Below are 26,205 nucleotides of genomic sequence, written 5' to 3' on the forward strand. Positions count from 1 at the left end.
GATGGACGCACCGCTGGTGTACCAGTTGTCCCGCCAGGGGCACCGCTGGGTAGCTATGTGCGGAAGGGATAAGCGCTGAAAGCATCTAAGCGTGAAGCCCCCCTCAAGATGAGATTTCCCATCGCGTCAAGCGAGTAAGATCCCTCGAAGATGACGAGGTCGATAGGTCCGAGGTGGAAGCGTGGCGACACGTGGAGCTGACGGATACTAATCGATCGAGGACTTAACCAAGAAAAGCGAAGGCGAGCGGTTCGCCGCGAAGGGCAAATGTTCTTCGCCTGGAGGGATGCTTGCATCCCGAAGGCGAAGGTTATTTGACCCCGAGCGGCGGCGAGCCGGAGCTAGACAGCGCGAAAAGCGGAGGCGCTTGGCTTCTTCCAAGCAGACGGTTATCTAGTTTTGAAGGAATGAAAACCTCTTGACAATGAGTATAGTTCCATTATAATAAAACTTGTCCATTACTTGTCTAGTGACTATAGCGGAGAGGAAACACCCGTTCCCATCCCGAACACGGAAGTTAAGCTCTCCAGCGCCGATGGTAGTTGGGGCCAGCGCCCCTGCAAGAGTAGGTCGTCGCTAGGCAAGTTTATAAAGGGAGGATTAGCTCAGCTGGGAGAGCACTTGCCTTACAAGCAAGGGGTCGGCGGTTCGATCCCGTCATCCTCCACCACGGTTGTATATAGAAACACCAAGCGATGCCTTGACATATTGAATATCCATGAATCCTCTGTCATGGAAAATACAGGAAGGTTTACATAAATTTGTTTATATGACTGATTCGGCTCGGTAGCTCAGTCGGTAGAGCAAAGGACTGAAAATCCTTGTGTCGGCGGTTCGATTCCGTCCCGAGCCACCACCTACTTCTTCTCGTGTGCCGGCTTAGCTCAATTGGTAGAGACGAGCCTAAGCTTCTGTGAATTTGCTTCGAGTTGTCCCGACGCATCTAGCATCATTGAATGGGCTAGAAGAGGAAGGGACACAAAAACTAAGCATGTATGTCATGCTTCTCATGCCGGCTTAGCTCAATTGGTAGAGCAACTGACTTGTAATCAGTAGGTTGCGGGTTCAAGTCCTGCAGCCGGCACTGCTACAATGCGCGACCCATTAATTCAGCAGGAAAGCGATGAGCTAAATATCCATGAATTCGCTCCGAGTTGTCCCGACGCATCCAGCATCGTTGAATAAATTAGAAGAGGAAGGGACAACGAAAATACGGAGTGTTTTGATTCATCGCACGAGCCATTAGCTCAGTAGGTAGAGCATCTGACTTTTAATCAGAGGGTCGGAGGTTCGAGTCCTCCATGGCTCACCACCTTGCGGGTGTGGCGGAATTGGCAGACGCACCAGACTTAGGATCTGGCGCCTCACGGCGTGGGGGTTCAAGTCCCTCCACCCGCATGCTTAAGTGTACGCGGAAGTAGTTCAGTGGTAGAACACCACCTTGCCAAGGTGGGGGTCGCGGGTTCGAACCCCGTCTTCCGCTCCATCATTCGCCGGGGTGGCGGAATTGGCAGACGCACAGGACTTAAAATCCTGGGGTAGGTAACTACCGTGCCGGTTCGAGTCCGGCCCTCGGCACGTGCGCTCGTAGCTCAATTGGATAGAGCATCTGACTACGGATCAGAAGGTTAGGGGTTCGAATCCTCTCGAGCGCGCCATAACGGGAAGTAGCTCAGCTTGGTAGAGCACATGGTTTGGGACCATGGGGTCGCAGGTTCGAATCCTGTCTTCCCGATTTTGGTCATATGGGGCCTTAGCTCAGCTGGGAGAGCGCCTGCTTTGCACGCAGGAGGTCATCGGTTCGATCCCGATAGGCTCCACCATCTGGTTTAAATGATTTGTAATTCATGGCGGCGTAGCTCAGCTGGCTAGAGCGTACGGTTCATACCCGTGAGGTCGGGGGTTCGATCCCCTCCGCCGCCACATTGTAATGGACCTTTAGCTCAGCTGGTTAGAGCAGACGGCTCATAACCGTCCGGTCGTAGGTTCGAGTCCTACAAGGTCCACCATATTTTCAATTTGCTGGAGGAGTACCCAAGTCTGGCTGAAGGGGTCGGTCTTGAAAACCGAGAGGCGCCGCAAGGCGCGCGGGGGTTCGAATCCCTCCTCCTCCGCCATAGAGTTTGTCAGCTATTCCTTTTTATCGTCGCGGGGTGGAGCAGTCCGGTAGCTCGTCGGGCTCATAACCCGAAGGTCGCAGGTTCAAATCCTGCCCCCGCAATCTGTATAGGTCCCGTAGTGTAGTGGTTAACATGCCTGCCTGTCACGCAGGAGATCGCGGGTTCGAGTCCCGTCGGGACCGCCATTCCTAAAAATTAAGCAACGAAATAATTGAAGTATAGACAAATTCCCTATGCCGGCTCAGCTCAATTGGTAGAGACGAGCTTAAGCTTCTGTGAATTTGCCTCGAGTTGTCCCGACGCATCCAACATCATTGAATGGGCTAGAAGAGGAAGGGACACAAAAACTAAGCATGTATGTCATGCTTCTCGTGCCGGCTTAGCTCAATTGGTAGAGCAACTGACTTGTAATCAGTAGGTTGCGGGTTCAAGTCCTGCAGCCGGCACCAGACTAGATTGTGGCGACTATGGCGAAGTGGTTAACGCACCAGATTGTGGCTCTGGCATGCGTGGGTTCGATTCCCACTAGTCGCCCTATGATATGCGGGTGTAGTTTAGTGGTAAAACCTCAGCCTTCCAAGCTGATGTCGTGGGTTCGATTCCCATCACCCGCTTCTTGGGCCTATAGCTCAGCTGGTTAGAGCGCACGCCTGATAAGCGTGAGGTCGGTGGTTCAAGTCCACTTAGGCCCACCATTATTGCATATTATCTTATCATGAGTTAAACTATAATTAGATTCACTTTATCTTGCATTGTTTCTCGAAATAAATCCATTCCAAATTGCTTCAGCGCATTTAGCTTCTTGAGACGGCTGGTAGAGGAAGAGGCAGTAAGTATACCGAAAGACGGCTTTTTGTTAGGTTTTATTGTTCCGCAATAGCTCAGCGGTAGAGCAACCGGCTGTTAACCGGTAGGTCGTAGGTTCGAATCCTACTTGCGGAGCCATACGGAGAAGTACCCAAGTGGCTGAAGGGGACGGTTTGCTAAACCGTTAGGTCGCAGTTTTGCGGCGCGCGGGTTCAAATCCCGCCTTCTCCGCCATTGAATATGGCCCGTTGGTCAAGTGGTTAAGACACCGCCCTTTCACGGCGGTAACACGGGTTCGAATCCCGTACGGGTCATCAAAAGCACCGGAATAACTGGTGCTTTTCTTCTTTTATGCACAAAAAATATTGTTAACAGAGAAAAACGAAATTTGTCGAATTTTGCGTTTTATCGTTGCAATATCATATATTGTCTGCTATAATTAATACTGTTAGTTCCATTTGGCAAGGAAAAAAGCATAAGCTGTACGCAATGGGATTTATTATCATTACTCGCTTCATTGTCAATAACGGTTATGGGGACAACGCAGTGTTTCGTTTCTAGGAAGAACGAGGCATTGCGTTTTTATTTTTTTATGTTAATAATTGAAACGCTGCCTCTCCTCCATGAATTTGGAAAAACATGTTTTTCATTGATTCCAATATTTTTTCACACTGTTCTCGTTGCATGGAAGGCAGTAAATAGACAATTTGTATGGCGTTTTTGGTTTCTTTGGTGACAGCAGTTCGCTTGGAATCGACAATTGGACTTCCGAAAGGTCCATGCATATCTTTCGACACAAGCTTTTGGGCAAAATTAACGGGACGTCCGTTGATTGCCATATATTCGTCTTGTTCGGTTCCGATATCAATCGTAATCGGTCCCTCCAGTTTATCGAGATCATAAATACCGATTGGAATTTTATAATACAGTGAAAAGAAATTATTGACGTCAGCTGCGGAATGAATCGTTGAGATAAAACTTTTCTTCTGAATCCGCCGGTACAAACTCTCAGAGGAAGGGCGGTATCTGCTTGGATCCGTTCCGATGGTTTTAAAGATTTTGCGCCATTCCGCCAGTTCAGGAATATCGGCAATGGCAGTTTCCTGAAGGTCAAAGTAAATCGATTCTTGAAATAATTGGAGTCTTCCTTTTAGCATTTGCGGAGAATCGTCGACAACGATATGATGATAAAGGATAATTCCTAATTTAAATGAAGGGATCATTTGTTTAAGCGCTCCGGCAACAATCGCTTCCATGTATTTCTCACCTCGGATTTTTTCTTTCATTGTAGCATAGATTGCGAAATTTGAGGAAAGGAGGGATTGCGATGGATGTGATGGCACTTAAAAAGGAAATTATTGAATATAGCAAAACAATCGGAATTGATAAAATTGGCTTTGCCAGCGCAGATCCGTTTGTGGAGCTAAAGGAGCGATTACGTCGGCAGCAGGAGTTAGGATATCAATCAGGGTTTGAAGAACCGGATATTGAAAAGAGAACAAATCCTTCCCTGCTTTTGCCGGAAGCAAAATCGATCATTGCGATTGCTTTAGCATACCCGTCGAAAATGAGAAACGCTCCCCGCGGTACGAAAACGGAACGAAGGGGGATTTTCTGCCGAGCGTCATGGGGAAAGGACTATCACGATATTTTGCGTGAGCGCCTAGAGAAATTAGAAGCGTTTATTTTGGAAAAAGTGCCACAAGCCCGTGTCAAATCGATGGTAGATACTGGGGAGCTGGCGGACCGCGCCGTTGCCGAGCGCGCAGGAATCGGCTGGAGTGGTAAAAACTGCTCCATTATTACTCCTGAGTTTGGCTCTTTTGTTTATTTAGGAGAGATGATTACCAATATTCCATTTCCTCCCGATGAACCGATTGAGAGCCGCTGTGGTACGTGCACGAAGTGTATTGATGCCTGCCCAACGGGAGCGCTTGTGCAAGGTGGACAGTTAAATGCGCAGCGATGTATCTCATTGTTGACACAAACGAAAGGCTTTTTAGCCGATGAGTTTCGCGATAAAATCGGAAACCGCTTATATGGCTGTGATACGTGCCAAATGGTTTGTCCAGAAAATAAGGGGAAAGATTTTCACTTACACCCAGAGATGGAACCAGATCCGGAAGTGGCAAAGCCAAAGTTGATTCCGCTTTTGCATATCAGCAACCGCGAATTTAAAGAGAAATTCGGCCCGGTGGCGGGATCGTGGCGCGGGAAAAAACCGATTCAGCGCAACGCCATTTTAGCTTTGGCACACTATAAGGATAAAACAGCCATCCCGCATTTGTTAAAGTTATTAAAAGAAGACAGTCGTCCAGTCATTCGCGGTACAGCGGCATGGGCGCTCGGAAAAATCGGTGATACAAGTGTAATTACGGATTTACAAAAAGCGAGCCAAACAGAAAAAGACCCAGAAGTTCTTGCTGAAATAGAAAAAGGCCTGCAATTGTTGCAAGCATCGAAAGAATAGGGAAAGTTTCGCTCTTTGCCACATAAGGTAGTAACAAAAAAGAAAGTGGGGAGCGACGTGAAAAAGCAACTGCAACATTTGCTGAAAACGCAGGCGCAACTATTTGTTTCTACCAGGGACGATATGATGGAGGAAGCGGTAGAGAGAAAAAGGCAGCTGTGCGAAAAACGCGGGGCGGAAATAGTTCGTTGCACGATCCATTGCCAAGTTGTAGGCAAGCATGTAATGGAAAACGAAGCAAGGCTTTCTTATTGCGCTCATTATCAGTTTTTGATCAAGCATGGCCGTGAGATGTACGTCGAGGAGCAAATAGAGGAAAGACAGGCGTATTTTTTGGATGGAGAGTTAGTAAAAGATGAAAAGGTAAGCAAAACGGATGGGGAAATGGATTCCCCGCGTTTAGAACGCGAGATGCCAGTCGATGAGCGAATTTCCTATGAATATAATCGGGCAAAGGCGGTGCGTTATGCGGAAATATGGTGGAACAGCTATAATCCGGCGTTTCCGAAGTTTGATGTCGATTGCACTAATTTTGTATCACAATGTTTATATGCCGGCGGAGCGCCGATGACCGGATATCCGAACCGCGCTAAAGGATGGTGGTGCAAAAACAACAGTTGGAGTTATAGCTGGGCGGTGGCACATTCGTTCCGTTGGTATTTAAGTGGATCGCGCGTTGGATTGCAGACTGTGGAAGTATCATCGCCAGAACAATTGATGGCTGGGGATGTTATTTGTTATGATTTTCAAGGGAACGGCCGTTTTGACCATTCGACGATCGTCGTGGCGAAGGATAAAGATGGGATGCCGCTCGTAAACGCGCATACTACCAACAGCCGCATGCGTTACTGGTCGTACGAAGATTCTAGTGCGTACACGCCGAATATCCGTTATAAGTTTTTTCATATTATCGACCGAAAATAATGCTATCGTTTGGGGTGAAGCAATTATGCCATTACATGTCGTATTGTACCAACCAGAAATTCCAGCAAATACAGGAAACATCGCCCGCACTTGCGCGGCGACCGATACGGCACTCCATTTGATTCGTCCACTTGGCTTTTCTACAGATGATAAAATGTTAAAGCGCGCGGGGCTGGACTATTGGCCGTATGTCAATATTTCTTATTATGACTCGCTAGACGAGTTATTTGAGCAGTACCCGCACGGAGAGTTTTATTTTATCACGAAGTTTGGCAAAAAATATTATGATTCCTTTGATTTTAGCGATACCGAAAAAGACCTTTTTTTTGTGTTTGGCCGAGAAACAACGGGATTGCCAAAAGATTTGCTCGAGGCAAATATGGACCGTTGCCTGCGCATCCCAATGAACGACAAAGTCCGCTCCTTAAATTTATCGAATACGGCGGCGATTTTGGTGTATGAAGCGCTGCGCCAGCAAAAATTTAATGGTTTATCTTAATAAAAAACGACCTTCTGAAAAGGAGGTCGTTTTTTTTGGCATTAATTTTTCACGCCCGGTTTATCTTCATAACCAGCTGTAAAGATTGCGCTTAAAAAAGCGATGATCACACCTAATACAAGCAATGTACGCATCGCGATTCCCCCTTTACGAAATGATGGTTCTGTCTCCTTCATTATAGCGAATATGACAAGCCTTGTGAATGGAGGCGCGGTTGGAACAATGAGACAAAATTTTTTTTGCAACGAATGATACGGGACATCCTTGCATACATTGTAATAATCTTGCTGTTAGACATCAAGGATAAGGAGGTCCTTTATGGATATTTTAAAGAAAATTGCACAATATCGTGAAGAAGAAGAACGGTTAAGATGGGAAGGAACATTTGCGGAGTATTTAGAGATTTTGAAAGAAAAACCGTGGGTTGCTCAGTCCGCACATTCACGTGTTTATAATATGATTAAAGATGCAGGAGTAGAGGAGGTAAACGGAAGAAAACGGTATAAGTTTTTTAGTGATCACTTGTTTGGATTAGAAGAAGCGCTTGAACGCCTGGTGGAAGAATATTTCCACCCAGCGGCAAAACGTCTCGATGTACGCAAACGGATTTTGTTGTTAATGGGACCTGTTGGCGGCGGAAAATCAACGCTTGTTACATTGCTAAAACGGGGGCTAGAAGAATATTCGAAGACAGAACGGGGCGCCGTGTATGCGATTAAAGGCTGCCCGATGCATGAGGATCCGCTTCATTTAATTCCCCATCATTTACGTGACGATTTTTATAAGGAATATGGCATCCGCATTGAAGGAGAACTTTCGCCGCTGAACATGATGCGATTGGAAAAAGAATATGGCGGGCGCATTGAAGATGTAATGGTGGAGAGAATTTTCTTCTCGGAAAATAAACGCGTCGGCATTGGGACGTTCAGCCCGTCGGATCCGAAATCGCAGGATATTGCGGATCTTACAGGAAGCATCGATTTTTCCACCATTGCTGAATACGGTTCAGAATCAGATCCAAGGGCTTACCGATTTGACGGAGAGCTAAATAAAGCGAATCGCGGAATCATGGAATTCCAAGAAATGCTAAAATGTGATGAAAAGTTTCTCTGGCACTTGCTTTCTTTAACGCAGGAAGGCAATTTCAAAGCAGGACGGTTTGCGTTAATAAGCGCTGACGAATTAATTGTCGCCCATACGAACGAAACGGAATACCGCTCGTTTATCGCCAATAAAAAGAATGAAGCGCTTCATTCGCGGATTATTGTCATGCCGATTCCGTATAACTTGCGCGTTTCGGAAGAAGAACGCATTTATGAAAAAATGATTCGCGAAAGCGATGTCGCCGATGTGCATATTGCCCCGCATACGCTGCGAATTGCCGCTATGTTTACGATTTTGACAAGATTAAAAGAATCGAAACGGCCAGATGTGGATCTTATCAAGAAAATGCGCCTGTATGACGGGGAAATGATCGAAGGTTTTAATGAGGTCGATGTCGAGGAGTTGAAAAAGGAACACCCGGATGAAGGAATGAGCGGCATCGACCCACGCTACGTTATTAACCGGATTTCCGCGTGCATTATTCGCAAGGAAGTTCCATCGATTAATGCGCTCGATGTACTGCGTTCGTTAAAAGAAGGGCTTGATCAGCATCCATCTATTTCCAAAGAAGATAAAGAGCGGTATTTGAACTTTATTTCCCTTGCGCGAAAGGAATATGACGAAATCGCGAAGCAAGAAGTGCAAAAAGCATTCGTCTATTCGTATGAAGAATCAGCGAAAACACTGATGGACAATTACTTGGATAACGTAGAGGCATATTGCAATAAAACGAAGCTGCGCGACCCACTGACAGGCGAGGAAATGAATCCGGATGAAAAGCTGATGCGTTCCATTGAAGAGCAAATCGGCATTTCGGAAAATGCAAAAAAGGCATTCCGGGAAGAAATTTTGATTCGTATTTCCGCCTACGCACGGAAAGGACAAAAATTTGATTACAATTCACATGAGCGGCTGCGGGAGGCGATTCAGAAGAAATTATTTGCTGATTTAAAAGACATTGTAAAAATCACCACTTCCACCAAAACTCCGGATGAGCAGCAGTTAAAGAAAATTAATGAGGTTGTGGCACGCTTGATTGATGAATACGGTTATAATTCCACGTCTGCCAATGAACTGCTCCGCTATGTCGGCAGCCTATTAAACCGCTAGCATGCCTAAAGCCGTTAGGCATGCTTTTTTACTCTCATTTGAGCACAAACGCAGAAGAAATCAGGCTTGTCCACTTAAAATTGAGTTTGTAACTCTCGTAATAATTTGTCAATTATTTTGATTTTTTGCATAGGATAGAGTAAACAAACTGTCATTTATATAAATATGTTTTTTGACGCCAACATAAGTATATGCTGAAAAGAAAAAAGTGTGAAAATTATTTTAGATGAGGAGGGGAAAAATGAAAGGAAACTTTGTTGTATCGAAAGAAGACTGGTCCCTCCATCGGAAAGGACATGACGACCAAAAACGTCACCAGGAAAAGGTAAAGGAAGCGATTAAAAATAATTTGCCGGATTTAATTACCGAAGAAAGCATTATTATGTCAAACGGACGCGATGTGATTAAAATTCCGATCCGTTCTTTAGATGAATATAAAATTCGTTATAACTATGAGAAAAATAAACATGTCGGCCAAGGGGATGGAGACAGCCAAGTTGGCGATGTGGTGGCAAGAGAAGGAGCTGGGGAGGGACAGGGACCTGGAAAAGGGCAAGGAGCCGGTGACTTGCCTGGCCAAGACTATTATGAAGCAGAAGTATCGTTGATGGAATTGGAAGAAGCACTATTCAGCCAATTGGAGCTGCCGAATTTGCAAAGAAAAGAAGCAGACCAAAATGTTGTGCAACATATCGAATTTAATGATATTCGCCGTACTGGTTTAACGGGGAATATTGACAAAAAACGAACGATGCTCGCCGCATTTAAGAGAAATGCGATGAATGGAAATCCAAGTTTTTATCCGATTTATCGCGAAGATTTAAGATTTAGAACGTGGAATGAAGTAGTCAAGCCAGAGTCAAAAGCCGTGGTACTGGCCATGATGGATACGAGCGGTTCTATGGGATTATGGGAAAAATATATGGCTCGCAGTTTCTTCTTTTGGATGACACGTTTTTTACGTACAAAATATGAAACGGTGGAAATCGCCTTTATTGCTCATCATACGGAGGCAAAAGTAGTTTCCGAAGATGAATTTTTCACCAAAGGGGAAAGCGGCGGCACGATTTGTTCCTCTGCCTATCGAAAAGCGTTGGAGCTAATTGAAACGCAATATTCACCATCGCGCTATAATATTTATCCGTTCCACTTCTCTGACGGCGATAACTTGACATCGGACAATGCTCGCTGCGTGAAGCTTGTTCAAGAACTAATGAAAGTGTCGAACATGTTTGGATATGGAGAAGTCAATCAATACAATCGCCATTCTACACTGATGTCCGCTTACAAAAATATTAAAGATGAAAAGTTCCGTTATTACATTTTAAAACAAAAGTCTGATGTGTTTCATGCGATGAAAACATTTTTTCGGAAAGAAGAAAATAAGGCATACGTATAACCCTTTGTTTCAAATAGGGTTTTTTTTTTGTTTGCTGACATAAGAAAAGGTCCCGTTTGCGTGCAGAAACAGGACCAATTTTCTTCTTCAAATGGATAGATGTTGAAGAAAGTATTCTAATTGGAGGAGCTGACAGATTCATTCGGGTCTGCCGCTTCTTTGTCCAGCTTTGCCGAATCCGTTTTTCGTATCGTTTCAATCATTGCTAAAATAGGAGCAAGCTCTTCCTTATCTTTTGGCGTTTGAATTATCACCAGCATAGGAACAGGGCTGCTTGTACCGATGACATGAACCGTCATGTTTTCCGAGTGTGCGGTATACCAAGCGGCTCCTTTCAATGATTCTGGAAGATTTGTGCTGTCCTGGCGAACAGCGTCGGAAGACACTGCTTGTGCGTGTTCTTCAGCTAGTTTCCCATAATCTGTTCCGTTTCCTTCCACATGAAGGAGGCGGATTCTGACGAAGCTGTTATCGTGCAGCAACACATCGGAATGAGGCTCTTCGGCATCAAGATTCCAGCCTTTTAGTACATATAAGGAAAAACCTTGGTTGTCGCTTGTTTTTAAAGAAGCAGTTTCTTTCACTTCTTTTCCATCGGCCATATAAGATAATTGAATTTCGGAAGGACGCGTTTCTTGTTGTTTGTTTTCTTCTGCGCTAGTGGTGCCGTTTTCTGAGACGCCGCTCGAAGGTTGCGATGCCTCTGATTGCCCTATATGATCCGATTGCGTCGTTTCCGTTTGGTTTGTGTCGTTATTAGAAGAATTCGGTTGTTTTCCTCCGTTTGTTTCTTTCGTTCCGCACCCTGAAACCAGAGCGATGACCATGATGGCAGTTATCAATGGCTTCCAAGCTAATTGCATCACCATTCCTCCTTAAGTTTATACATTTTATTATATCAGTTGAAACATGAAGGAGAAATGTTTCGATGATAAATGTTTTTGTTACAATAGTTACTGGACGATTAGCAGCGTAAAGGGAGAACATGTTTGTGGCAAGAAATAATTTTTGAAAAGTCATGATCTCCCAACATCACTTCTTTTATTTCATACGTCTGTCAATCGTTTTTTGCGAAGTTCTACCGTTGCATGAACGGTCGTTTTTATGATAATCTTCCCGCTTTGCTTGGGGATTGGCTTCTAAAGCTATATAAGCTCCAATCCATTCAACTGCACATAGAAACAAAATCAACAATATTCCGCTTATCATCGATTTATTCCTCCTTTATGTTGTTTGAGGATACAATAATGTATGAAACGCGTTTCAATGCAATAGTTTTTTGAAAAAAGGTGATACGATGGCAAATATCCGTGAAATCGCCAAAGAAGCAGGGGTCTCCGTGGCAACGGTGTCAAGGGTGCTAAACGGCTATCCTTACGTGCGAGAAGAGAAAAGAAATGCGGTATGGGAAGCGGTAGAAAAATTAAATTACACGAAAAACATTAATGCAGTTCATTTAGCAAAAGGAAAAACGTCGATTATCGGGGTCATGCTTCCCTACGTGAATCACCCGTATTTCGGCGCCATATTGGAAGGGATATCAAAAGAGGCGCTTCGTCACCGGTACCACCTTTTGCTATTTCAAACGAATTACGATGTGGAAAAGGAATTAGAAGCATTGGAAATGATACGAATGAAACAAGTCGACGGGCTTATTATTTGTTCGCATGTGGCGGGCTGGGACGTAATCGAGGCGTACAAGGAAAATGGGCCAATCGTGTTATGCGAGGATGTTGGAGATAAAGATTTTTTATCTGTCTATATTGACCATTATGAAGCGTTTGCTAAGGCGTTGCGCTATTTAATTCGGAAAGGGCATCGGCACATCGGTTATTGCATCGGAAGAACGACAGGAACAAATAGCAAAGCGCGGGAAACGGCCTATTATGACACGCTGCGGCAAATTGGTGTTGAACCGCGAAAAGAGTGGATTTTTGACCATTGTTTATACGTCGAAGACGGAAAGCGGGTGATCCATCAATGGATGGATCTGTCCGAAAAGCCGAGCGCGCTGCTTGTATCGAGCGATCAAGTGGCGGCGGGCATCGTGTTGTGGGGGAGAAAAGAAGGGGTAAAGATCCCTGACGATCTTGCGATTGTCAGTTTCGATAATCACCCGATTTCAGAACCGCTGCAAATTACGACGATGGAGCTGCCGCTTGCGCTGATGGGAACGAAGGCCTTTCGTCTTATCTATCATTACATCGAAACGGGGAATATCGTGAAGAAAAAGGAAAAACTGCCTGTTCGTTTCATGGAACGCTCATCGGTATAAGAACATGGCAGCTGTTTTCCTTATATGTGTTTCATCATGTACCGGTTTACCGGGCGCCCGATTCCGCCGTATTGAACGTCGAGAGTGACTTCCCCTTTCTTTTCTAAGTATTCTAAATAGCGGCGGGCAGTTACCCGGGCGATACCGACCCCTTCGGCAACTTCTTCGGCGGAAACGGGGCTTGCCTGTTTCCGGAGATAATGTACGATTTTTTGCAATGTCACTTCGTTTAATCCTTTTGGTAGCCCGTCATGCGACAATGTTTGCTGTTCCGGCGTTTGCAAAAGAGCATCTAGCTCTTTTTGTGTTAGCGTTTCTTTTTCGGCTAACGTTTGGCGAAATGCATGGTAATTTTCGAGAGCCTGTTTAAGGCGTTCAAATTTAAAGGGTTTCATAATGTAATCAAACGCGCCGTTTTGCAGTACACGGCGTACGGTATCGATGTCGCTTGCTGCGGTGATGGCGATGACATCGACTTCATACCCTTTTGAGCGAATTTCTTTTAATGTTTCCAAGCCGTCCTGCTCGGGCATATAAATATCGATAATGACTAAATCGGGATGAAGTTCGCGGATCAGTTGTATTCCTTCGATCCCGTTTCCGGCAACGCCGATTACTGTAAATCCTTCTACTTGTTCGATGAACTGGCGGTTCACCTCCTGTACCATCGGATCGTCTTCAATGAGCAGTACGCGGTACAATCTTCTCCCTCCTTACATGTCAAAAGTAATCGTAAATATTGTTCCTTTTCCTTTTTCCGACTTTACATCCATATGCCCTTTTCCTTTTTCCACAATGTGCTTGACTAAGTACAAACCGATGCCTCGTCCATTTTTGCCTTTGGTGGAGAACCCCTCCTCGAAAATGCGGTCGAGATGCTCCGGATCAATGCCTTGGCCGTTGTCTTCCACCGAGAGAGAACAAATTTCCTCATTTTGCTCGATGCTTACATATATTTCTTTTTCCCGATCCGTAATGCCTTGAAAGGAGTCAAAAGCGTTTTCAATCAAATTTCCAAGAATGACGACGAAATCATGATGGTCCAATGTAGGCGGAAAAGCATGCAGACGACTATGACGGTCGATAATCACATGAATGCCCAGCTCTTTGCCGCGGCGGACTTTACTCAGAAGCAGACCGGAAATGCTTTCGTCTTTAATATGTTTGCTTAAAAAACGGGTTAACCCTTTTTGTTCTTCCGTCACTTGAAAGACGTATTCAAGCGCTTTTTCTTGGTGTCCTAATTGAATTAATCCGGCGATCGTATGAAGTTTATTCATATATTCATGATTTTGCACACGCAAAGCGCTGACGAAAGCTTTAACACCTGTCAGCTCTTCGGCTAGCTTCTTTATCTCTGTGCGATCTTGGAAAATAGCGATGGCACCGACGATTTTGCCATTGACTTTAATTGGAATGCGATTGCTCCAAATCGTCAAGTTTCCTATCTGCAATTCTTTATTATAAATAGGCTGGTTAATTTCTAATATTTCCGGCAGATGCGTGTCAGGAATAACAGAACGAATCGGTTTGCCGATCACATCACCTTTAACGCCGAGCATCTGTTTTGCCCGGTTATTAAAAATAGTGATTTTTTCATCACTGTCAATCGCAATGACCCCTTCGTGCATCGCGTTAAAGGCTTCGGTACGTTCGACAAGCAGTTTGGCAATTTCATGAGGCTCAAGCTGAAACATTTGCCGTTTAATATGGGAAGCAAGCAGCCAAGCCCCGATTCCGCCGATGAGTAAAGAAAGACTTATGGCAATCAAAATTTCTTCTTTTAAAGCATCGATCACTTCGAAAAAAGTTGGCAATCGATATGCCGCGATAACGACGCCGATTTGTTGGTGATCTTGGTTCATAATTGGAACGAATGCACGAATGACAGTGCCGATTTCGCCGTGCGCTTTCGAAGTGTAAGTATGTTCCGCAAAGGCCGGGCCTTCATCGACGCCGCGGGAAACACGCCCAATCATGGATGGGACCGGATGGGAAAGGCGAATTTTATTCATATCAAGAACAACAATGTAGTCGGCGTTATGAATAATGCGAACACGTTCGACAATGATGTTGATGGAAGATCGTTCTTTTTGGGTTCCGACAATATGTGATTTGATTTCAGGAAGCTCGGATACCGTCCGTGCCGTCAACAATGCCCGCTGCCGCAATTCCTCTTCTTTTGTGTGAAAAAAGTCGCCGATGACAAACATTCCGCTTAACAATAAGGAGAAGCTAACGATAAAAAAAATTAAGATGGTGATTTTCCAGCGAATGGATAGCCGATGCATCACAACGAATACCTCGTCTTCATGGAAAATAATATAATTTTGTTGATTATTTTAGCATTTTTCGACAATATGATAAAATTTGATTAAAAAACTTATTCATAAATGGTGTGGAATATGAAAAAGCAATGGTGGGTGTCATCTCTTGTTTTGCTTATTTGTTTAGGATGTGCAGCGTTTTTACTAAAACAGCATTTTCGCAATGAAAATATGGTATATGATGATGAGCAACAAGGGCTAAAAAAGCAAATTGTTATCTATTTTAGCCATGTAGTAGCGGAAAATACGCCAAAAGGATTGGCGGCGCAAAAGTTTGCCGATCTTGTCGAAAAAAAAACAAATGGCCGTGTAAAAGTAGAAGTATTTTCGAACGGTTCTTTATATTCCGATGGCGAGGAAATGGACGCACTATTGCATGGTGACGTGCAAATGATTGCGCCGACGTTTTCCAAAGTGACGGAATTAATTCCTGAATGGCAAGTATTAGATTTACCCTATCTATTTCAAGACTACCACGATGTGGAGCGGACGTTTACAGGAAGTGTAGGCAAACAGCTTTTAGCGATGTTAGATTCAAAAGGAATTAAGGGATTGGCGTTGTGGAGCAACGGTTTTAAACAAATGACGAGCACAACTCGTTTGCTGGTCCGCCCTGATGATTTTCGCGGATTGCGCTTTCGTATTATGCCAAGCGAAGTGATTGAAGAGCAATTTCGCTTGCTGGGCGGCGAACCGATTGTCGTTTCGTTTGATCATGTATATCGTTCCTTAGAAAAGCATGAATTTGATGGACAGGAAAATACGATTTCTAATATTTACTCGAAAGGCTTTTACAAATTTCAGCCATATATAACGATCAGCAACCACGGATATCTTGGCTATGCGGTGATGATGAACAAATCGTTTTGGGAGAGTTTGCCGAGAGATATCCAGCAAAAAATAACGGAAGCGATTCAGGAAACAACCATGTGGAATCTACAGCAATCGAAAAATCAAAATGAACAGGAATTAGAAGAAATAAAGCAAAACGAAAATATTCATATTTATGAACTATCTGAAGAAGAAAAAAAGCGATGGGAACAGAAATTTGCGCCTTTGTATGACCAGTTTGCAAAAGAGTTTGGCGACAAACTGCTGCGCGAAATCAAACAAAGATAAAACAGAAAGCGACCTTAAAATAAGGCCTTTTTTTCTTTGCAAGACCAAAAAGAACAAAAAGACCATTATTAACATAATATTTTTATTTTCTGAACATTGCGGTAACATGGTGATTGAAAGCGTTATCAGGACAACGAAAGGAGAGGGGAGAAATGCGGAGCAAGTTTAAAAGCTTAACCGTGCAAGTAATTATTGGAATTATATTAGGAATTATCGTTGGTTTTTTATTTCCTGAATTTGGCTCGAAATTGAAAGTGCTTGCCGATGCATTTATTAAGTTAATCAAAATGGTGATTGCACCGATTATTTTTTTCACGGTTGTGATTGGAATTGGAAACATGGGAGATTTGAAAAAAGTTGGCCGCATCGGCGGAAAAGCGCTTATTTACTTTGAAATTGTTACTACATTTGCCTTAGCAATCGGAATTATTGTCGTTAATTTGGTCAAACCAGGGGTAGGGTTTAATACTGATGCCGTAAAAGGCGGCGATGTGTCGCAATATACGAAACAGGCAGAAGAAGTAAATCACGGTGTCATTGAGTTTTTACTTAGCATTATTCCAGATAATGTTGTTGGGGCGCTTGCGAAAGGCGAATTGCTGCCGATTTTATTTTTTGCCGTGTTATTCGGACTTGCTGCGGCAGGGTTAGGAGAAAAAGCAAAGCCGGTTATTACATTATTTGAACGTTTGGCGGACATTTTCTTCGGTGTTGTGAATATGATCATGAAAGTATCGCCAATTGCTGCGTTTGGTGCGATGGCGTATACGATTGGCACGTTTGGAATCGGTTCATTATTGTCGCTAGGAAAATTAATGGGTTCTGTATATATTACGATGGCATTGTTTATTTTTGGTGTGTTAGGTGCGATCGCTAAGTTTTATGGATTTAATATTTTTAAATTTATTGCTTATATCAAAGAAGAAATTTTGCTTGTGCTTGGCACATCTTCTTCAGAATCGGCGCTGCCAAAGTTGATGGAACGCCTTGAAAAATATGGATGCTCCAAATCGGTTGTCGGGCTTGTTGTGCCGACGGGATATTCATTTAACTTGGATGGAACGTCTATTTACCTTTCGATGGCAGCTATGTTTATTGCGCAAGCCTACGGCATTGATTTAAGCATTTGGCAAGAGCTTACGTTACTCGGCATTTTAATGCTCACTTCCAAAGGAGCAGCGGGAGTAACGGGTTCAGGATTTATTACACTGGCTGCCACGCTGGCCGCCTTCCCAATGATTCCAGTAGAAGGCATCGCTTTGTTGCTTGGCGTTGACCGTTTTATGTCGGAGGCGCGCGCCATTACGAACATCATTGGTAATGCAGTAGCAACGGTTGTTGTTTCCAAAATGGAAAATGAATTTCATCCTTCTGCAGAGCAAAATGTAGAAAAAACGAATATCAGTATTGCGAACTAAAATAGACGAATAGGGAAGATGCTTTTCTGCCGGCGTATTATTTTCTCCGCTGCCATGTCATAGCGGGGAATAGAAGGCGGGAGGTTTTTCCCGCCAAATGGCAGGAAAGCATTTTTTTGTTGACAATGAAAGCCAATGTTTTATATAATAAATCTCGAATTCGAGATTTAAGAATTAAATATTTTGGCGGCCCTTAAAAAAGTAAAGTAATGAATGAAAGAAAAAAATCGGACAAATTATCATTTAGGGAGTTCTGGGAATACTGTCAAAATGAACATGGAAAAATTTGCGCAAAGGAGAGAAGAGTCATGGCAAATGTAAAATTGGCGATCATTTATTACAGCTCTACAGGTACGAACTACCAATTAGCAAGATGGGCGGAAGAAGCAGCAAAAGAAGCAGGGGCGGAAGTAAAAGTAGTCAAAGTTCCTGAACTTGCGCCGAAAGAAGCAATTGAATCGAATCCGGCATGGAAAGCGCATGCAGAGGCAACGAAGGACGTTCCGACCGCTACGTTAGCGGATTTAGAATGGGCGGATGCCATTATTTTCAGCGTTCCGACTCGCTTTGGCAATATACCTTCCCAATTAAAGCAATTTTTAGATACAACTGGCGGATTATGGGCGCAAGGAAAGCTTGCTAATAAAGTGGTTAGCGCCATGGCATCCGCGGGAAACGCACATGGCGGTCAAGAACAAACCATTTTGCAGCTGTATACAACCATGTACCATTGGGGTGCCATTGTCGTAGCGCCTGGATATACGGATCCATCTATTTTTGCCGCAGGAGGAAATCCGTACGGAACGAGTGTAACGGTGGATCAAAATGGAAAAATAGTAGAAAATGCAGAGGCAGCCGTGAAACACCAAGCGCGCCGTACCGTTCAAGTCGCACAATGGGTGAAAAACGGAATGCAACAATAAAAGATGAGGCTTTTCCTCATCTTTTTTATGCATATGCTTTGCTTTTTTCTCCTTGCGCCAACATAATATAAAGTGGAAAAATTTTAGAAAAGGAGAGAAAATATGAAACATTTACAAGACCGGGTGACATTACATAATGAGGTGCAAATGCCGTGGCTTGGACTTGGAGTCTATAAAGTAAAAGAGGGAGAGGAAGTAATCAACGCGGTGCGTACTGCGTTGGAAATCGGCTACCGCCATGTAGATACAGCAGCGTTTTATCAAAACGAAGAAGGGGTAGGAAAAGCGGTTCGTGAATCAGGAATTCCACGTGAAGAAATATTTATTACAACAAAAGTGTGGAACACTGATCAAGGATACGAAACAACACTGAAAGCGTTTGAAACAAGCCTGAAAAAGTTAGGCCTTGACTATGTTGACTTATATTTAGTACACTGGCCGGTCAAAGGGAAGTATAAAGAAACGTATAAGGCGTTGGAAAAGTTGTATAAAGACGGTCTTGTGCGGGCGATCGGCGTCAGCAACTTCCAAATCCATCATTTAGAAGACTTAATGGCCGATTGCGAAATTAAACCGATGGTCAACCAAGTGGAATATCATCCGCGGTTGACGCAAAAAGAGCTCCATGCATTTTGCAAGCAGCATGGCATTCAGCTTGAAGCATGGTCGCCGCTGATGAGAGGGGAAATTTTACAAGAGCCGACGATTGTTGAAATTGGCAAAAAGTACGGAAAAACGCCTGCTCAAGTCGTGCTGCGCTGGGATTTGCAAAACGAAGTCGTCACGATTCCAAAATCCGTAACCCCGGCGCGTATTAAAGAAAACGCTGATATTTTTGATTTTGAACTAACGCCGGAAGAAATGGCAAAAATTGATGCGCTTAATTTAAATAAACGAATTGGGCCAGATCCAGATAATTTCAACTTTTGATGGCATAAAATAAAGGGACCTTTCCGTCGGGAAGGTCCCCTTTTTGCCAAAATAAAGTTTGCATTTGTGATTTCGCTTTTTTTGTATCCAACGAGGATCATTGCTTTCTTTCGCAAAAGGATGATCGTCCACGTAATGACAAATTGTATGATTTGACGTATGAAATAATCATAAAGTACAATAAATATTAGTATACACATTTCTTAATATGGCGCAGAAATAACGGAGGGAGCTGTCATGCTGCTATTCCATCCGATGGATTTTCTTATTATCATCGCCTTTGGCATTGCGCTATGGGCGCAATTGAAAGTGTCAAGCAACTTCAATACTTGGTCGCAAGTTCCTGCTTCTTCCGGTTTATCAGGCGCGGAAGTGGCGCGGATGATTTTAGATCGCAACGGTCTTTATGATGTACCGGTCGAAGTGATTCCAGGAAGATTAACGGATCACTATGATCCGATCTCGCGTGTGGTCCGCTTGTCGGAACCGGTATATTATGGCCGGTCGATTGCCGCCATATCGGTAGCCGCACACGAAGTCGGACATGCGGTGCAGCATCAGCAAGCATACGGCGCGCTAGTGCTCCGTCATCGCATGTTTCCAATCGTAAACTTCACATCAGGAGTAGCGCCGTTTTTATTGCTGATCGGATTTTTGCTTCACCAACTTTCGCTGATTGGTTTAGGGATTATTTTTTTCTCCTTTGCCGTTGCTTTTCAAGTCATTACGCTGCCGGTAGAGTTTAACGCCAGCTCGCGGGCGAAAAAATTTATGCTGGCGGAAGGGCTTATTTATCCGGATGAAAAGCGCGGCGTCAACAAAGTGTTGGGAGCGGCTGCATTGACATATGTAGCAGCGACGCTCATTTCCGTATTAGAATTGTTAAAATACGTGTTAATTTTTACACAAAATAATAATGAAGAATAACGACATAAACTTAAACTTATCTGTAGGAGGTGTGATCCGGGCGCATGACCCGCGCCCGGAAACCAGTTGGATATAGCCAGTTTATTTTTAGTGGCAGTGCTTATTGCATGTACCGCTTTTTTTGTAGCTTCAGAATTTGCGATTGTCAAAGTTCGCAGCTCGCGCATTGATCAGCTAGTGAGTGAAGGAAATAAACGAGCGATTGCTGCCAAAAAGGTTATTTCCAACCTTGACGGTTATTTATCTGCTACTCAATTAGGTATTACCATTACTTCATTAGCTCTTGGTTGGCTTGGTGAACCAACTGTAGAGCATATATTAACGCCGCTGTTTGAACGTCTCCATTTGTCGGATTCGATTGCACAAGTGTTATCTTTTGTGATCGCATTTTCGTTGATTACTTTTCTTGAAGTAGTACTTGGAGAGTTGGCTCCGAAAACGTTCGCTATTCATAAAGCGGAGTCGCTTGCGTTATTCACGGCGCAGCCGCTCATTTTCTTTTATAAGGTGATGTATCCAATTATTTGGACGTTAAACTCCGCATCCCGCTTCGTCACGAAACTGTTTGGGCTGCAACCCGCATCAGAGCACGACCTCGCTCATTCTCAAGAAGAGCTGCGCCTGATTTTATCGGAAAGTTATAAAAGTGGCGAAATTAACCAGTCGGAGTACCGCTATGTCAATAATATTTTTCGCTTTGACGATCGCGTGGCGAAAGAAATTATGGTGCCGCGCAAAGAAATAGTCGCCTTGGATATCAACAAAAGCGTAAAAGAGAATTTGGAAATCATCAAGGAAGAAAAATATACGCGCTACCCGGTTATTGATGGCGATAAAGACCATGTGTTAGGGCTGATTAACGTTAAAGAAGTGTTTACGGACTTGGTGACAAATCCGTCAGAAGAAAAACAGATGAAAGACTATATCCGCCCCATTATTCAAGTGATCGAATCGATTGCTATTCATGATTTACTGGTCAAAATGCAGAAAGAGCGCATCCATATGGCGATTTTAGTCGATGAATACGGTGGTACATCAGGGCTTGTCACGGTCGAGGATATTTTAGAAGAAATCGTCGGCGAAATTCAAGACGAATTTGATGTGGATGAAATTCCATTGATTCAAAAGATAGATGAAACGCATACGATTATTGATGGAAAAGTGCTGATCAGTGAGGTAAATGATTTGTTTGGTCTTTCGATTGATGATGATGATGTCGATACGATCGGCGGCTGGATTTTAACGAAGCATTATGATATTAAAGCAGGCGACAGCGTGGAAATTGATGATTATTTGTTTACCGTAAAGGAAATGGATGGACACCATGTGAAGACGGTAGAAGTGGTGAAACAGAAGAAAGAAGAGCAGGCGGCAGATGAGGAATTGAATGAAAAAGAGGAATTGCATTTGTAAGGCAGACGTCAGGTGCAGGACGTCTGCCTTTTTTGCTAATGATGATAAAACGGTGTGAGATCAACGGGAAAGTCATCAGCAGGGGCGAGGCAGGAAACCGGTTCATTGATAAAAGGATGGAAAAACGTTAATTTCACCGCATGCAAAGCTTGGCGATGGAATGTCTCCCTTCCGCCGTACAATACATCTCCGACCAACGGATGACCAATGTAACTCATATGGACGCGAATTTGATGGGTGCGTCCGGTATCCAGGGAAAGCTCTACGAGCGATGTTTGTTCATTAGGAAACGTATGTAAGACGCGGTAGTGCGTTACCGCCTTTGCCCCTGTTTTAGAGACGCGCCGTCTTGTCGGGTGATGACGGTCGCGCCCAATCGGCGCGGATATCGTGCCGATTCGCTTTTTTATGATCCCATGGACGAGCGCTACGTATGTCCGTTTAATTTCACGTTTTGCCAACATGCGGTCAAGCGTTGTTCCGGCAAGCATATGTTTGGCAAACAAAATCGTTCCTGATGTATCGCGGTCAAGCCGATGAATGTGCCGGATTTTTGTTAAAATTCCTTGCGATTGTAAATGAAAGGCCACAGCATTCGCTAATGTCCCGGTTTGCGAAGGTTCGGAGGGATGGATATCGATGCCGGCGTCTTTATTAATAATGAGCAGATGCTCATCCTCCCATAAAACAGAAAGTTCCCGATACTCAGGAAGAATGGTGGAAGGTTCAGGATTATAAAGGTGCAGCTGAAGGCGGTCCTTTTCTTGTAATGGCGTTTGCCATGATACTTCTTTTCCGTTGAGCTTGATTCCTTTTTCCATGCGTAGCTGGTGGGCAAATTTTTTCGATGCATACCAGACTTCTTTTAGCAGCATTTCAATGGTGAGTCCCTGCCAAAAAGACGGAATGACACATTCCAGCCAGTCACCTTTTTTCGACCACATCATGACTTCACTCCAGATTTTCAATAGCGGTGGAAACACTTTCTATCTCTATGGATGCATTCTATATGATACACTCATAGTATCGTTTTATGTGTATAGAACGCAAGTGTTATGGTGAGAAAAGGTGGTATGAACATGAAAGTCGTTTACGCCGTAACAGAGGAACAGGAAGAATATATGAATTATTTAGTTCGTTATTTTTACACAAACGTTTTTCCATATTATTTTGCCGACGAACAGATTGAAGAGTTTGAAAAATTGCGGATTCTTTTGCCTGATGGAGAACATATTACATATAATGGAACGATGAAGGAAGCGTTTCAAATCATTTCAGCTCTGCAATCATTGATTACGATCATTGAATATATAGGGGAAAACGGCGATTATGAGCGGTACCGTTATTTATTTGAACGAAATATCGACATTCTTAGGCGGTACGGCATTACATTTCCGTTTATGATTGAGCAGTTTGCGAACAAAAGACGCTATCCGTGCAGTGCGTATTTTCCTTCATCGAGCAAATGGTTAATGTAAATGGAAAAGGAGCTTGCCGTTTGCTGGCCAAGTTCCTTTATTTTTTGTGATGGGGAAGGGAAGAAAACCAGTCTTGGAAAACTGCTTTTTCATCATAGCCTTCAATTCGTTTTGCTTCTTTTCCGTTTTCATAGTGAACAATCGTTGGTGTTCCGCCAATATGATACTTATCCCATCCCTCTTCGAATTCCAGCAAATTAAACATTTTTAAGTCAATCCCTATTTGTTTTGCCAAAGGGACAAGGAATACGGCCACAGGAAATGGAATGACTTTGGGAAAACGGAATTTTTTGAAAAAGATAGTAAATCGTCCCGCTAATGACCGACAGCGCCAGGCTATAGCGAGCGATGCCGTATTCTTTGCGAATCACAGCGATCCCTAATAAAGCCACCTGAGGATACATAAAAATGCGCTGAAACCAGCAAAGATCGTAAGGAATAAATTTTAAAATTTCCGAAAAGTAAAAGCTACCTAATGTGGCGATCAATGAAATAACCCATGCGCTAACTAGAACATTTTTCAAGTTTTTGTTATCCTTCATTTCTAGGACTCCTTATTGCTCCATGTTTACTTACCAGTTTCATTATCTTGAACAGAAGAGGGAATATAAAATTTAAAATGAATCGCTGCTCCGTTTATTTTGTAGTACAATATGAATGTGCAATCGTTTTCGCAAACTGATATAGGAGTGAGAGAATTGGAACGTGCATGGTGGAAAGAAGCGGTCGTATATCAAATCTATCCACGCAGTTTTTACGATTCCAACGGGGATGGCATTGGCGATATCCGCGGTATTATCGCTAAACTTGACTATTTAAAAGAACTTGGCGTGGATGTGGTATGGCTATCTCCGGTATATAAATCGCCAAATGATGACAACGGATACGATATAAGCGATTATCGGGACATTATGGATGAATTTGGCACGATGGAAGATTGGGAAGAAATGCTTGAGGAAATGCACAAACGAGGGATTAAGCTAGTGATGGATTTAGTCGTTAATCATACCTCAGATGAGCACCCGTGGTTTATCGAAGCAAGAAAGTCAAAAGACAATCCGTATCGCGATTATTATATTTGGCGGCCTGGGAAAAATGGAAAGGAACCGAATAATTGGGAGTCGTGTTTTGGCGGTTCAGCTTGGGAATATGATGAAACGACGGGAGAATATTATTTGCATCTTTTTTCCAAAAAACAGCCTGATTTAAACTGGGAAAATCCGAAAGTGCGCCGCGAAGTGTATGAGATGATGAAATTTTGGCTTGACAAAGGCGTCGATGGCTTCCGAATGGACGTCATTAACATGATTTCCAAAGTGCCAGGATTACCGGACGGCGAACCGCAAAAAGGGAAAAAATACGCTTCGGGAAGCCGATATTATATGAACGGTCCGCGCGTTCATGAATTTTTGCAGGAGATGAATCGGGAAGTGTTGTCAAAGTACGATATTATGACGGTGGGAGAAACGCCAGGGGTGACCCCGAAAGAAGGCATTTTATATACGGATCCATCCCGCCATGAATTAAACATGGTGTTTCAATTCGAGCATGTTGGTTTAGATTCAGGACCTGGGGGAAAATGGGATATTCGTCCATGGTCGTTGGCCGATTTGAAAAAAACGATGACAAAATGGCAAAAAGAACTAGAAGGAAGAGGATGGAACAGCCTTTACTTAAACAATCACGATCAGCCGCGCGCTGTTTCGCGTTTTGGCGATGACGGCAAATATCGGGTGGAATCCGCAAAAATGCTGGCTACGTTTCTCCATATGATGCAAGGAACCCCGTATATTTACCAAGGAGAAGAGATCGGAATGACAAATGTGCGCTTCCCGTCGATTGAAGACTATCGGGATATTGAAACGTTAAACATGTATAAAGAGCATGTGGAAGAATACGGCGAAGATCCGCAAAAAGTAATGGAAAAAATTTATTATAAAGGACGCGATAACGCGCGCACGCCGATGCAGTGGGATGACAGCGGACATGCAGGATTTACGACGGGAACGCCATGGATTCGCGTGAATCCAAATTATAAGGAAATTAATGTGAAGGCGGCCCTTGCTGATCCAAACTCAGTATTTCACTATTATAAAAAGTTAATTCAACTTCGCAAGCAACATGACATTATTGTCTATGGAACATATGACTTAATTTTAGAAGATGACCCGTATATTTACGCATATACACGTACACTGGGAAATGAAAAACTGATTGTGATTACGAATTTTTCTGGAAAAAATCCTGTTTTCCGGCTTCCGGATGATATCACCTACAAAACAAAAGAACTGCTCATCAGCAATTACGATGTAGACGAAACAGAAGGGCTGAAAAAAATTCATTTGCGCCCATGGGAAGCGCGCGTGTATAAACTCCGTTTGTCATAAAAACATTTCTTTTTTTCGATGCCAATACAAAGCGATGCAAACATTATTTTCTACCTATATCCTCCCAAAAGTCGGCCACAATAATCGGTGAAAGGGGAGGATCACATTGAACAACAATAATAGCGGAAACAAAGTTCAACACATTATGACGAAAAACGTGGCAACTGTTTCTCCAAACCAAACGGTGCAAGAAGCTGCACAAATCATGAGCCAAAAAAATATTGGTGCGCTTCCAGTAGTGGAAAACGGGCAAGTAAAAGGGATGATTACCGACCGTGACATTACGTTGCGTACGTCGTCGCAAGGAAAAGACCCAGCTTCCACTCCTGTATCGGAAGTAATGACCAATCGCGTGATTACCGGGACACCGGATATGAGCGTGCAAGAGGCAGCAAACGTGATGGCGCAGCATCAGGTCCGCCGTTTGCCGATTGTGGAAAACAATCAGCTCCAAGGTATCGTCGCTTTAGGTGACATTGCGACGAACAGCGCTGCTAATGATGCGGCGGAGCAGGCATTGACAAACATTTCAGAGCCATCGCAGCCACAAGGATAAAGAAAAGGAAGGATGTCTC

General features: G+C 43.7%; 22 protein-coding genes, 22 tRNA genes, 2 rRNA genes and 2 pseudogenes. 40 read left to right on the plus strand and 8 right to left on the minus strand.

Features of this window, described 5'->3' with window-relative positions; translation table 11 throughout:
• The 25 genes from HT574_RS00005 to HT574_RS00120 all read left to right on the plus strand — a co-directional run.
• Positions 1-231 (plus strand): 23S ribosomal RNA (locus HT574_RS00005); the annotation flags it as partial.
• A gap of 59 nt (positions 232-290) precedes the next feature.
• On the plus strand, positions 291-422 hold the full coding sequence (locus HT574_RS20150; protein WP_256409422.1) for a hypothetical protein: 132 nt from the start codon (positions 291-293) through the stop codon (positions 420-422).
• Between the two features lie 43 nt (positions 423-465).
• A 5S ribosomal RNA gene (gene rrf, locus HT574_RS00010) occupies positions 466-582 on the plus strand.
• 12 nt (positions 583-594) lie between these two features.
• Positions 595-670 (plus strand) — tRNA-Val (locus tag HT574_RS00015).
• 110 nt (positions 671-780) lie between these two features.
• Positions 781-856: transfer RNA gene (locus HT574_RS00020), tRNA-Phe, on the plus strand.
• Positions 857-1,011: 155 nt separating this feature from the next.
• A tRNA-Thr gene (locus tag HT574_RS00025) sits at positions 1,012-1,084 on the plus strand.
• Positions 1,085-1,236: 152 nt separating this feature from the next.
• Positions 1,237-1,312: transfer RNA gene (locus tag HT574_RS00030), tRNA-Lys, on the plus strand.
• A gap of 4 nt (positions 1,313-1,316) precedes the next feature.
• Positions 1,317-1,398 (plus strand) — tRNA-Leu (locus HT574_RS00035).
• Positions 1,399-1,411: 13 nt separating this feature from the next.
• Positions 1,412-1,486, plus strand: a tRNA-Gly gene (locus HT574_RS00040).
• Positions 1,487-1,492: 6 nt separating this feature from the next.
• Positions 1,493-1,578: transfer RNA gene (locus HT574_RS00045), tRNA-Leu, on the plus strand.
• Between the two features lie 3 nt (positions 1,579-1,581).
• A tRNA-Arg gene (locus HT574_RS00050) sits at positions 1,582-1,658 on the plus strand.
• 3 nt (positions 1,659-1,661) lie between these two features.
• Positions 1,662-1,735 (plus strand) — tRNA-Pro (locus HT574_RS00055).
• Between the two features lie 12 nt (positions 1,736-1,747).
• Positions 1,748-1,823: transfer RNA gene (locus HT574_RS00060), tRNA-Ala, on the plus strand.
• A gap of 26 nt (positions 1,824-1,849) precedes the next feature.
• A tRNA-Met gene (locus HT574_RS00065) sits at positions 1,850-1,923 on the plus strand.
• Positions 1,924-1,932: 9 nt separating this feature from the next.
• Positions 1,933-2,009 (plus strand) — tRNA-Ile (locus tag HT574_RS00070).
• 15 nt (positions 2,010-2,024) lie between these two features.
• A tRNA-Ser gene (locus HT574_RS00075) sits at positions 2,025-2,117 on the plus strand.
• A gap of 30 nt (positions 2,118-2,147) precedes the next feature.
• Positions 2,148-2,221: transfer RNA gene (locus HT574_RS00080), tRNA-Met, on the plus strand.
• A gap of 8 nt (positions 2,222-2,229) precedes the next feature.
• Positions 2,230-2,305: transfer RNA gene (locus HT574_RS00085), tRNA-Asp, on the plus strand.
• A gap of 188 nt (positions 2,306-2,493) precedes the next feature.
• A tRNA-Thr gene (locus tag HT574_RS00090) sits at positions 2,494-2,569 on the plus strand.
• A gap of 12 nt (positions 2,570-2,581) precedes the next feature.
• Positions 2,582-2,654: transfer RNA gene (locus HT574_RS00095), tRNA-His, on the plus strand.
• 9 nt (positions 2,655-2,663) lie between these two features.
• Positions 2,664-2,734, plus strand: a tRNA-Gly gene (locus HT574_RS00100).
• Positions 2,735-2,738: 4 nt separating this feature from the next.
• Positions 2,739-2,815, plus strand: a tRNA-Ile gene (locus tag HT574_RS00105).
• 175 nt (positions 2,816-2,990) lie between these two features.
• Positions 2,991-3,065, plus strand: a tRNA-Asn gene (locus HT574_RS00110).
• A 3-nt stretch (positions 3,066-3,068) separates the two neighbouring features.
• Positions 3,069-3,161 (plus strand) — tRNA-Ser (locus HT574_RS00115).
• Positions 3,162-3,169: 8 nt separating this feature from the next.
• A tRNA-Glu gene (locus HT574_RS00120) sits at positions 3,170-3,241 on the plus strand.
• Positions 3,242-3,517: 276 nt separating this feature from the next.
• Here the strand turns inward: HT574_RS00120 and HT574_RS00125 are convergent.
• Positions 3,518-4,183 (minus strand): B3/B4 domain-containing protein, encoded by a 666-nt coding sequence (locus HT574_RS00125; RefSeq protein ID WP_175243030.1) that lies wholly within the window; start codon positions 4,181-4,183, stop codon positions 3,518-3,520.
• A 71-nt stretch (positions 4,184-4,254) separates the two neighbouring features.
• On the opposite strand from HT574_RS00125, the gene queG reads away from it, so the two are divergent.
• The 5 genes from queG to yhbH all read left to right on the plus strand — a co-directional run bounded on the left by queG (position 4,255) and on the right by yhbH (position 10,433).
• Positions 4,255-5,397, plus strand: a complete 1,143-nt coding sequence (gene queG, locus HT574_RS00130) for a tRNA epoxyqueuosine(34) reductase QueG (protein WP_175243031.1) — start codon at positions 4,255-4,257, stop codon at positions 5,395-5,397.
• 57 nt (positions 5,398-5,454) lie between these two features.
• Positions 5,455-6,321 (plus strand): amidase domain-containing protein, encoded by an 867-nt coding sequence (locus HT574_RS00135; protein WP_175243032.1) that lies wholly within the window; start codon positions 5,455-5,457, stop codon positions 6,319-6,321.
• Positions 6,322-6,346: 25 nt separating this feature from the next.
• Positions 6,347-6,820 carry a tRNA (uridine(34)/cytosine(34)/5-carboxymethylaminomethyluridine(34)-2'-O)-methyltransferase TrmL gene (trmL, locus tag HT574_RS00140; RefSeq protein ID WP_017436593.1) on the plus strand — a complete coding sequence of 158 codons (474 nt, stop codon included), beginning with the start codon at positions 6,347-6,349 and terminating at the stop codon, positions 6,818-6,820.
• A 318-nt stretch (positions 6,821-7,138) separates the two neighbouring features.
• Complete coding sequence (locus HT574_RS00145) at positions 7,139-9,034, plus strand: PrkA family serine protein kinase (protein ID WP_017436595.1); 1,896 nt, start codon at positions 7,139-7,141, stop codon at positions 9,032-9,034.
• Positions 9,035-9,275: 241 nt separating this feature from the next.
• Positions 9,276-10,433: a sporulation protein YhbH gene (gene yhbH, locus HT574_RS00150; RefSeq protein WP_175243033.1), complete on the plus strand. Its 1,158-nt coding sequence runs from the start codon at positions 9,276-9,278 to the stop codon at positions 10,431-10,433.
• A 116-nt stretch (positions 10,434-10,549) separates the two neighbouring features.
• On the opposite strand, the gene HT574_RS00155 is transcribed toward yhbH, so the two are convergent.
• Together HT574_RS00155 and HT574_RS00160 are read right to left on the minus strand one after the other, a co-directional pair.
• The gene (locus HT574_RS00155) at positions 10,550-11,296 is read right to left on the minus strand and encodes a hypothetical protein (protein WP_175243034.1); all 747 of its coding nucleotides are present in this window, start codon (positions 11,294-11,296) and stop codon (positions 10,550-10,552) included.
• Positions 11,297-11,474: 178 nt separating this feature from the next.
• Positions 11,475-11,642, minus strand: a complete 168-nt coding sequence (locus tag HT574_RS00160) for a hypothetical protein (RefSeq protein WP_169735614.1) — start codon at positions 11,640-11,642, stop codon at positions 11,475-11,477.
• Positions 11,643-11,730: 88 nt separating this feature from the next.
• Between HT574_RS00160 and HT574_RS00165 the strand changes: the two genes are divergently transcribed.
• Positions 11,731-12,708 carry a LacI family DNA-binding transcriptional regulator gene (locus HT574_RS00165; RefSeq protein ID WP_061580325.1) on the plus strand — a complete coding sequence of 326 codons (978 nt, stop codon included), beginning with the start codon at positions 11,731-11,733 and terminating at the stop codon, positions 12,706-12,708.
• 20 nt (positions 12,709-12,728) lie between these two features.
• On the opposite strand, the gene HT574_RS00170 is transcribed toward HT574_RS00165, so the two are convergent.
• Complete coding sequence (locus HT574_RS00170) at positions 12,729-13,409, minus strand: response regulator (protein ID WP_175243035.1); 681 nt, start codon at positions 13,407-13,409, stop codon at positions 12,729-12,731.
• A 12-nt stretch (positions 13,410-13,421) separates the two neighbouring features.
• On the minus strand, positions 13,422-14,999 hold the full coding sequence (locus HT574_RS00175) for an ATP-binding protein (RefSeq protein ID WP_175243736.1): 1,578 nt from the start codon (positions 14,997-14,999) through the stop codon (positions 13,422-13,424).
• Between the two features lie 114 nt (positions 15,000-15,113).
• On the opposite strand from HT574_RS00175, the gene HT574_RS00180 reads away from it, so the two are divergent.
• The 6 genes from HT574_RS00180 to HT574_RS00205 all read left to right on the plus strand — a co-directional run bounded on the left by HT574_RS00180 (position 15,114) and on the right by HT574_RS00205 (position 21,765).
• A complete protein-coding gene (locus HT574_RS00180) occupies positions 15,114-16,154 on the plus strand; it encodes a TRAP transporter substrate-binding protein (RefSeq protein WP_175243036.1) in 1,041 nt (346 codons plus the stop codon).
• A 152-nt stretch (positions 16,155-16,306) separates the two neighbouring features.
• A complete protein-coding gene (locus tag HT574_RS00185; RefSeq protein ID WP_175243037.1) occupies positions 16,307-17,572 on the plus strand; it encodes a dicarboxylate/amino acid:cation symporter in 1,266 nt (421 codons plus the stop codon).
• A gap of 308 nt (positions 17,573-17,880) precedes the next feature.
• On the plus strand, positions 17,881-18,495 hold the full coding sequence (wrbA, locus tag HT574_RS00190) for an NAD(P)H:quinone oxidoreductase (RefSeq protein ID WP_017436605.1): 615 nt from the start codon (positions 17,881-17,883) through the stop codon (positions 18,493-18,495).
• 102 nt (positions 18,496-18,597) lie between these two features.
• Complete coding sequence (locus HT574_RS00195; RefSeq protein WP_175243038.1) at positions 18,598-19,425, plus strand: aldo/keto reductase; 828 nt, start codon at positions 18,598-18,600, stop codon at positions 19,423-19,425.
• A 240-nt stretch (positions 19,426-19,665) separates the two neighbouring features.
• Positions 19,666-20,352, plus strand: a complete 687-nt coding sequence (locus HT574_RS00200) for a zinc metallopeptidase (protein WP_026078591.1) — start codon at positions 19,666-19,668, stop codon at positions 20,350-20,352.
• 66 nt (positions 20,353-20,418) lie between these two features.
• The gene (locus HT574_RS00205; RefSeq protein WP_017436608.1) at positions 20,419-21,765 is read left to right on the plus strand and encodes a hemolysin family protein; all 1,347 of its coding nucleotides are present in this window, start codon (positions 20,419-20,421) and stop codon (positions 21,763-21,765) included.
• Positions 21,766-21,800: 35 nt separating this feature from the next.
• On the opposite strand, the gene HT574_RS00210 is transcribed toward HT574_RS00205, so the two are convergent.
• Positions 21,801-22,709 (minus strand): RluA family pseudouridine synthase, encoded by a 909-nt coding sequence (locus HT574_RS00210; protein WP_175243737.1) that lies wholly within the window; start codon positions 22,707-22,709, stop codon positions 21,801-21,803.
• 135 nt (positions 22,710-22,844) lie between these two features.
• Between HT574_RS00210 and HT574_RS00215 the strand changes: the two genes are divergently transcribed.
• Positions 22,845-23,243: a YhcU family protein gene (locus HT574_RS00215; RefSeq protein ID WP_175243039.1), complete on the plus strand. Its 399-nt coding sequence runs from the start codon at positions 22,845-22,847 to the stop codon at positions 23,241-23,243.
• Positions 23,244-23,280: 37 nt separating this feature from the next.
• Here the strand turns inward: HT574_RS00215 and HT574_RS00220 are convergent.
• Both HT574_RS00220 and HT574_RS00225 read right to left on the minus strand, forming a co-directional pair.
• Positions 23,281-23,487, minus strand: a pseudogene (locus HT574_RS00220) (thioredoxin family protein); the annotation flags it as partial.
• A pseudogene (locus HT574_RS00225) lies at positions 23,483-23,785 on the minus strand (disulfide oxidoreductase); the annotation flags it as partial. The pseudogenes HT574_RS00225 and HT574_RS00220, both read right to left, overlap by 5 nt.
• A gap of 156 nt (positions 23,786-23,941) precedes the next feature.
• On the opposite strand from HT574_RS00225, the gene HT574_RS00230 reads away from it, so the two are divergent.
• Entirely contained in the window at positions 23,942-25,630 is a 1,689-nt protein-coding gene (locus HT574_RS00230) for a glycoside hydrolase family 13 protein (RefSeq protein WP_175243041.1), read from the plus strand.
• A 145-nt stretch (positions 25,631-25,775) separates the two neighbouring features.
• On the plus strand, positions 25,776-26,186 hold the full coding sequence (locus tag HT574_RS00235; protein ID WP_175243738.1) for a CBS domain-containing protein: 411 nt from the start codon (positions 25,776-25,778) through the stop codon (positions 26,184-26,186).
• The last annotated feature ends 19 nt before the right edge of the window (positions 26,187-26,205 follow it).

Origin of the sequence: Parageobacillus sp. VR-IP, from assembly GCF_013357975.1 — a bacterium.
In the GTDB taxonomy this organism is placed as follows: Bacteria; Bacillota; Bacilli; order Bacillales; family Anoxybacillaceae; genus Saccharococcus; species Saccharococcus caldoxylosilyticus.

Coding starts and splice junctions, on each gene's coding strand:
- HT574_RS00145 (WP_017436595.1), top strand. CDS start 7,139: ATGGATATTTTAAAGAAAATTGCACAATATCGTGAAGAAGAAGAACGG.
- wrbA (WP_017436605.1), top strand. CDS start 17,881: ATGGCAAATGTAAAATTGGCGATCATTTATTACAGCTCTACAGGTACG.
- queG (WP_175243031.1), top strand. CDS start 4,255: ATGGATGTGATGGCACTTAAAAAGGAAATTATTGAATATAGCAAAACA.
- HT574_RS00215 (WP_175243039.1), top strand. CDS start 22,845: ATGAAAGTCGTTTACGCCGTAACAGAGGAACAGGAAGAATATATGAAT.
- HT574_RS00160 (WP_169735614.1), bottom strand. CDS start 11,642: ATGATAAGCGGAATATTGTTGATTTTGTTTCTATGTGCAGTTGAATGG.
- HT574_RS00180 (WP_175243036.1), top strand. CDS start 15,114: ATGAAAAAGCAATGGTGGGTGTCATCTCTTGTTTTGCTTATTTGTTTA.
- HT574_RS00175 (WP_175243736.1), bottom strand. CDS start 14,999: ATGCATCGGCTATCCATTCGCTGGAAAATCACCATCTTAATTTTTTTT.
- yhbH (WP_175243033.1), top strand. CDS start 9,276: ATGAAAGGAAACTTTGTTGTATCGAAAGAAGACTGGTCCCTCCATCGG.
- HT574_RS00155 (WP_175243034.1), bottom strand. CDS start 11,296: ATGCAATTAGCTTGGAAGCCATTGATAACTGCCATCATGGTCATCGCT.
- HT574_RS00210 (WP_175243737.1), bottom strand. CDS start 22,709: ATGTGGTCGAAAAAAGGTGACTGGCTGGAATGTGTCATTCCGTCTTTT.
- trmL (WP_017436593.1), top strand. CDS start 6,347: ATGCCATTACATGTCGTATTGTACCAACCAGAAATTCCAGCAAATACA.
- HT574_RS00195 (WP_175243038.1), top strand. CDS start 18,598: ATGAAACATTTACAAGACCGGGTGACATTACATAATGAGGTGCAAATG.
- HT574_RS00185 (WP_175243037.1), top strand. CDS start 16,307: ATGCGGAGCAAGTTTAAAAGCTTAACCGTGCAAGTAATTATTGGAATT.
- HT574_RS00125 (WP_175243030.1), bottom strand. CDS start 4,183: ATGGAAGCGATTGTTGCCGGAGCGCTTAAACAAATGATCCCTTCATTT.
- HT574_RS00235 (WP_175243738.1), top strand. CDS start 25,776: ATGACGAAAAACGTGGCAACTGTTTCTCCAAACCAAACGGTGCAAGAA.
- HT574_RS00165 (WP_061580325.1), top strand. CDS start 11,731: ATGGCAAATATCCGTGAAATCGCCAAAGAAGCAGGGGTCTCCGTGGCA.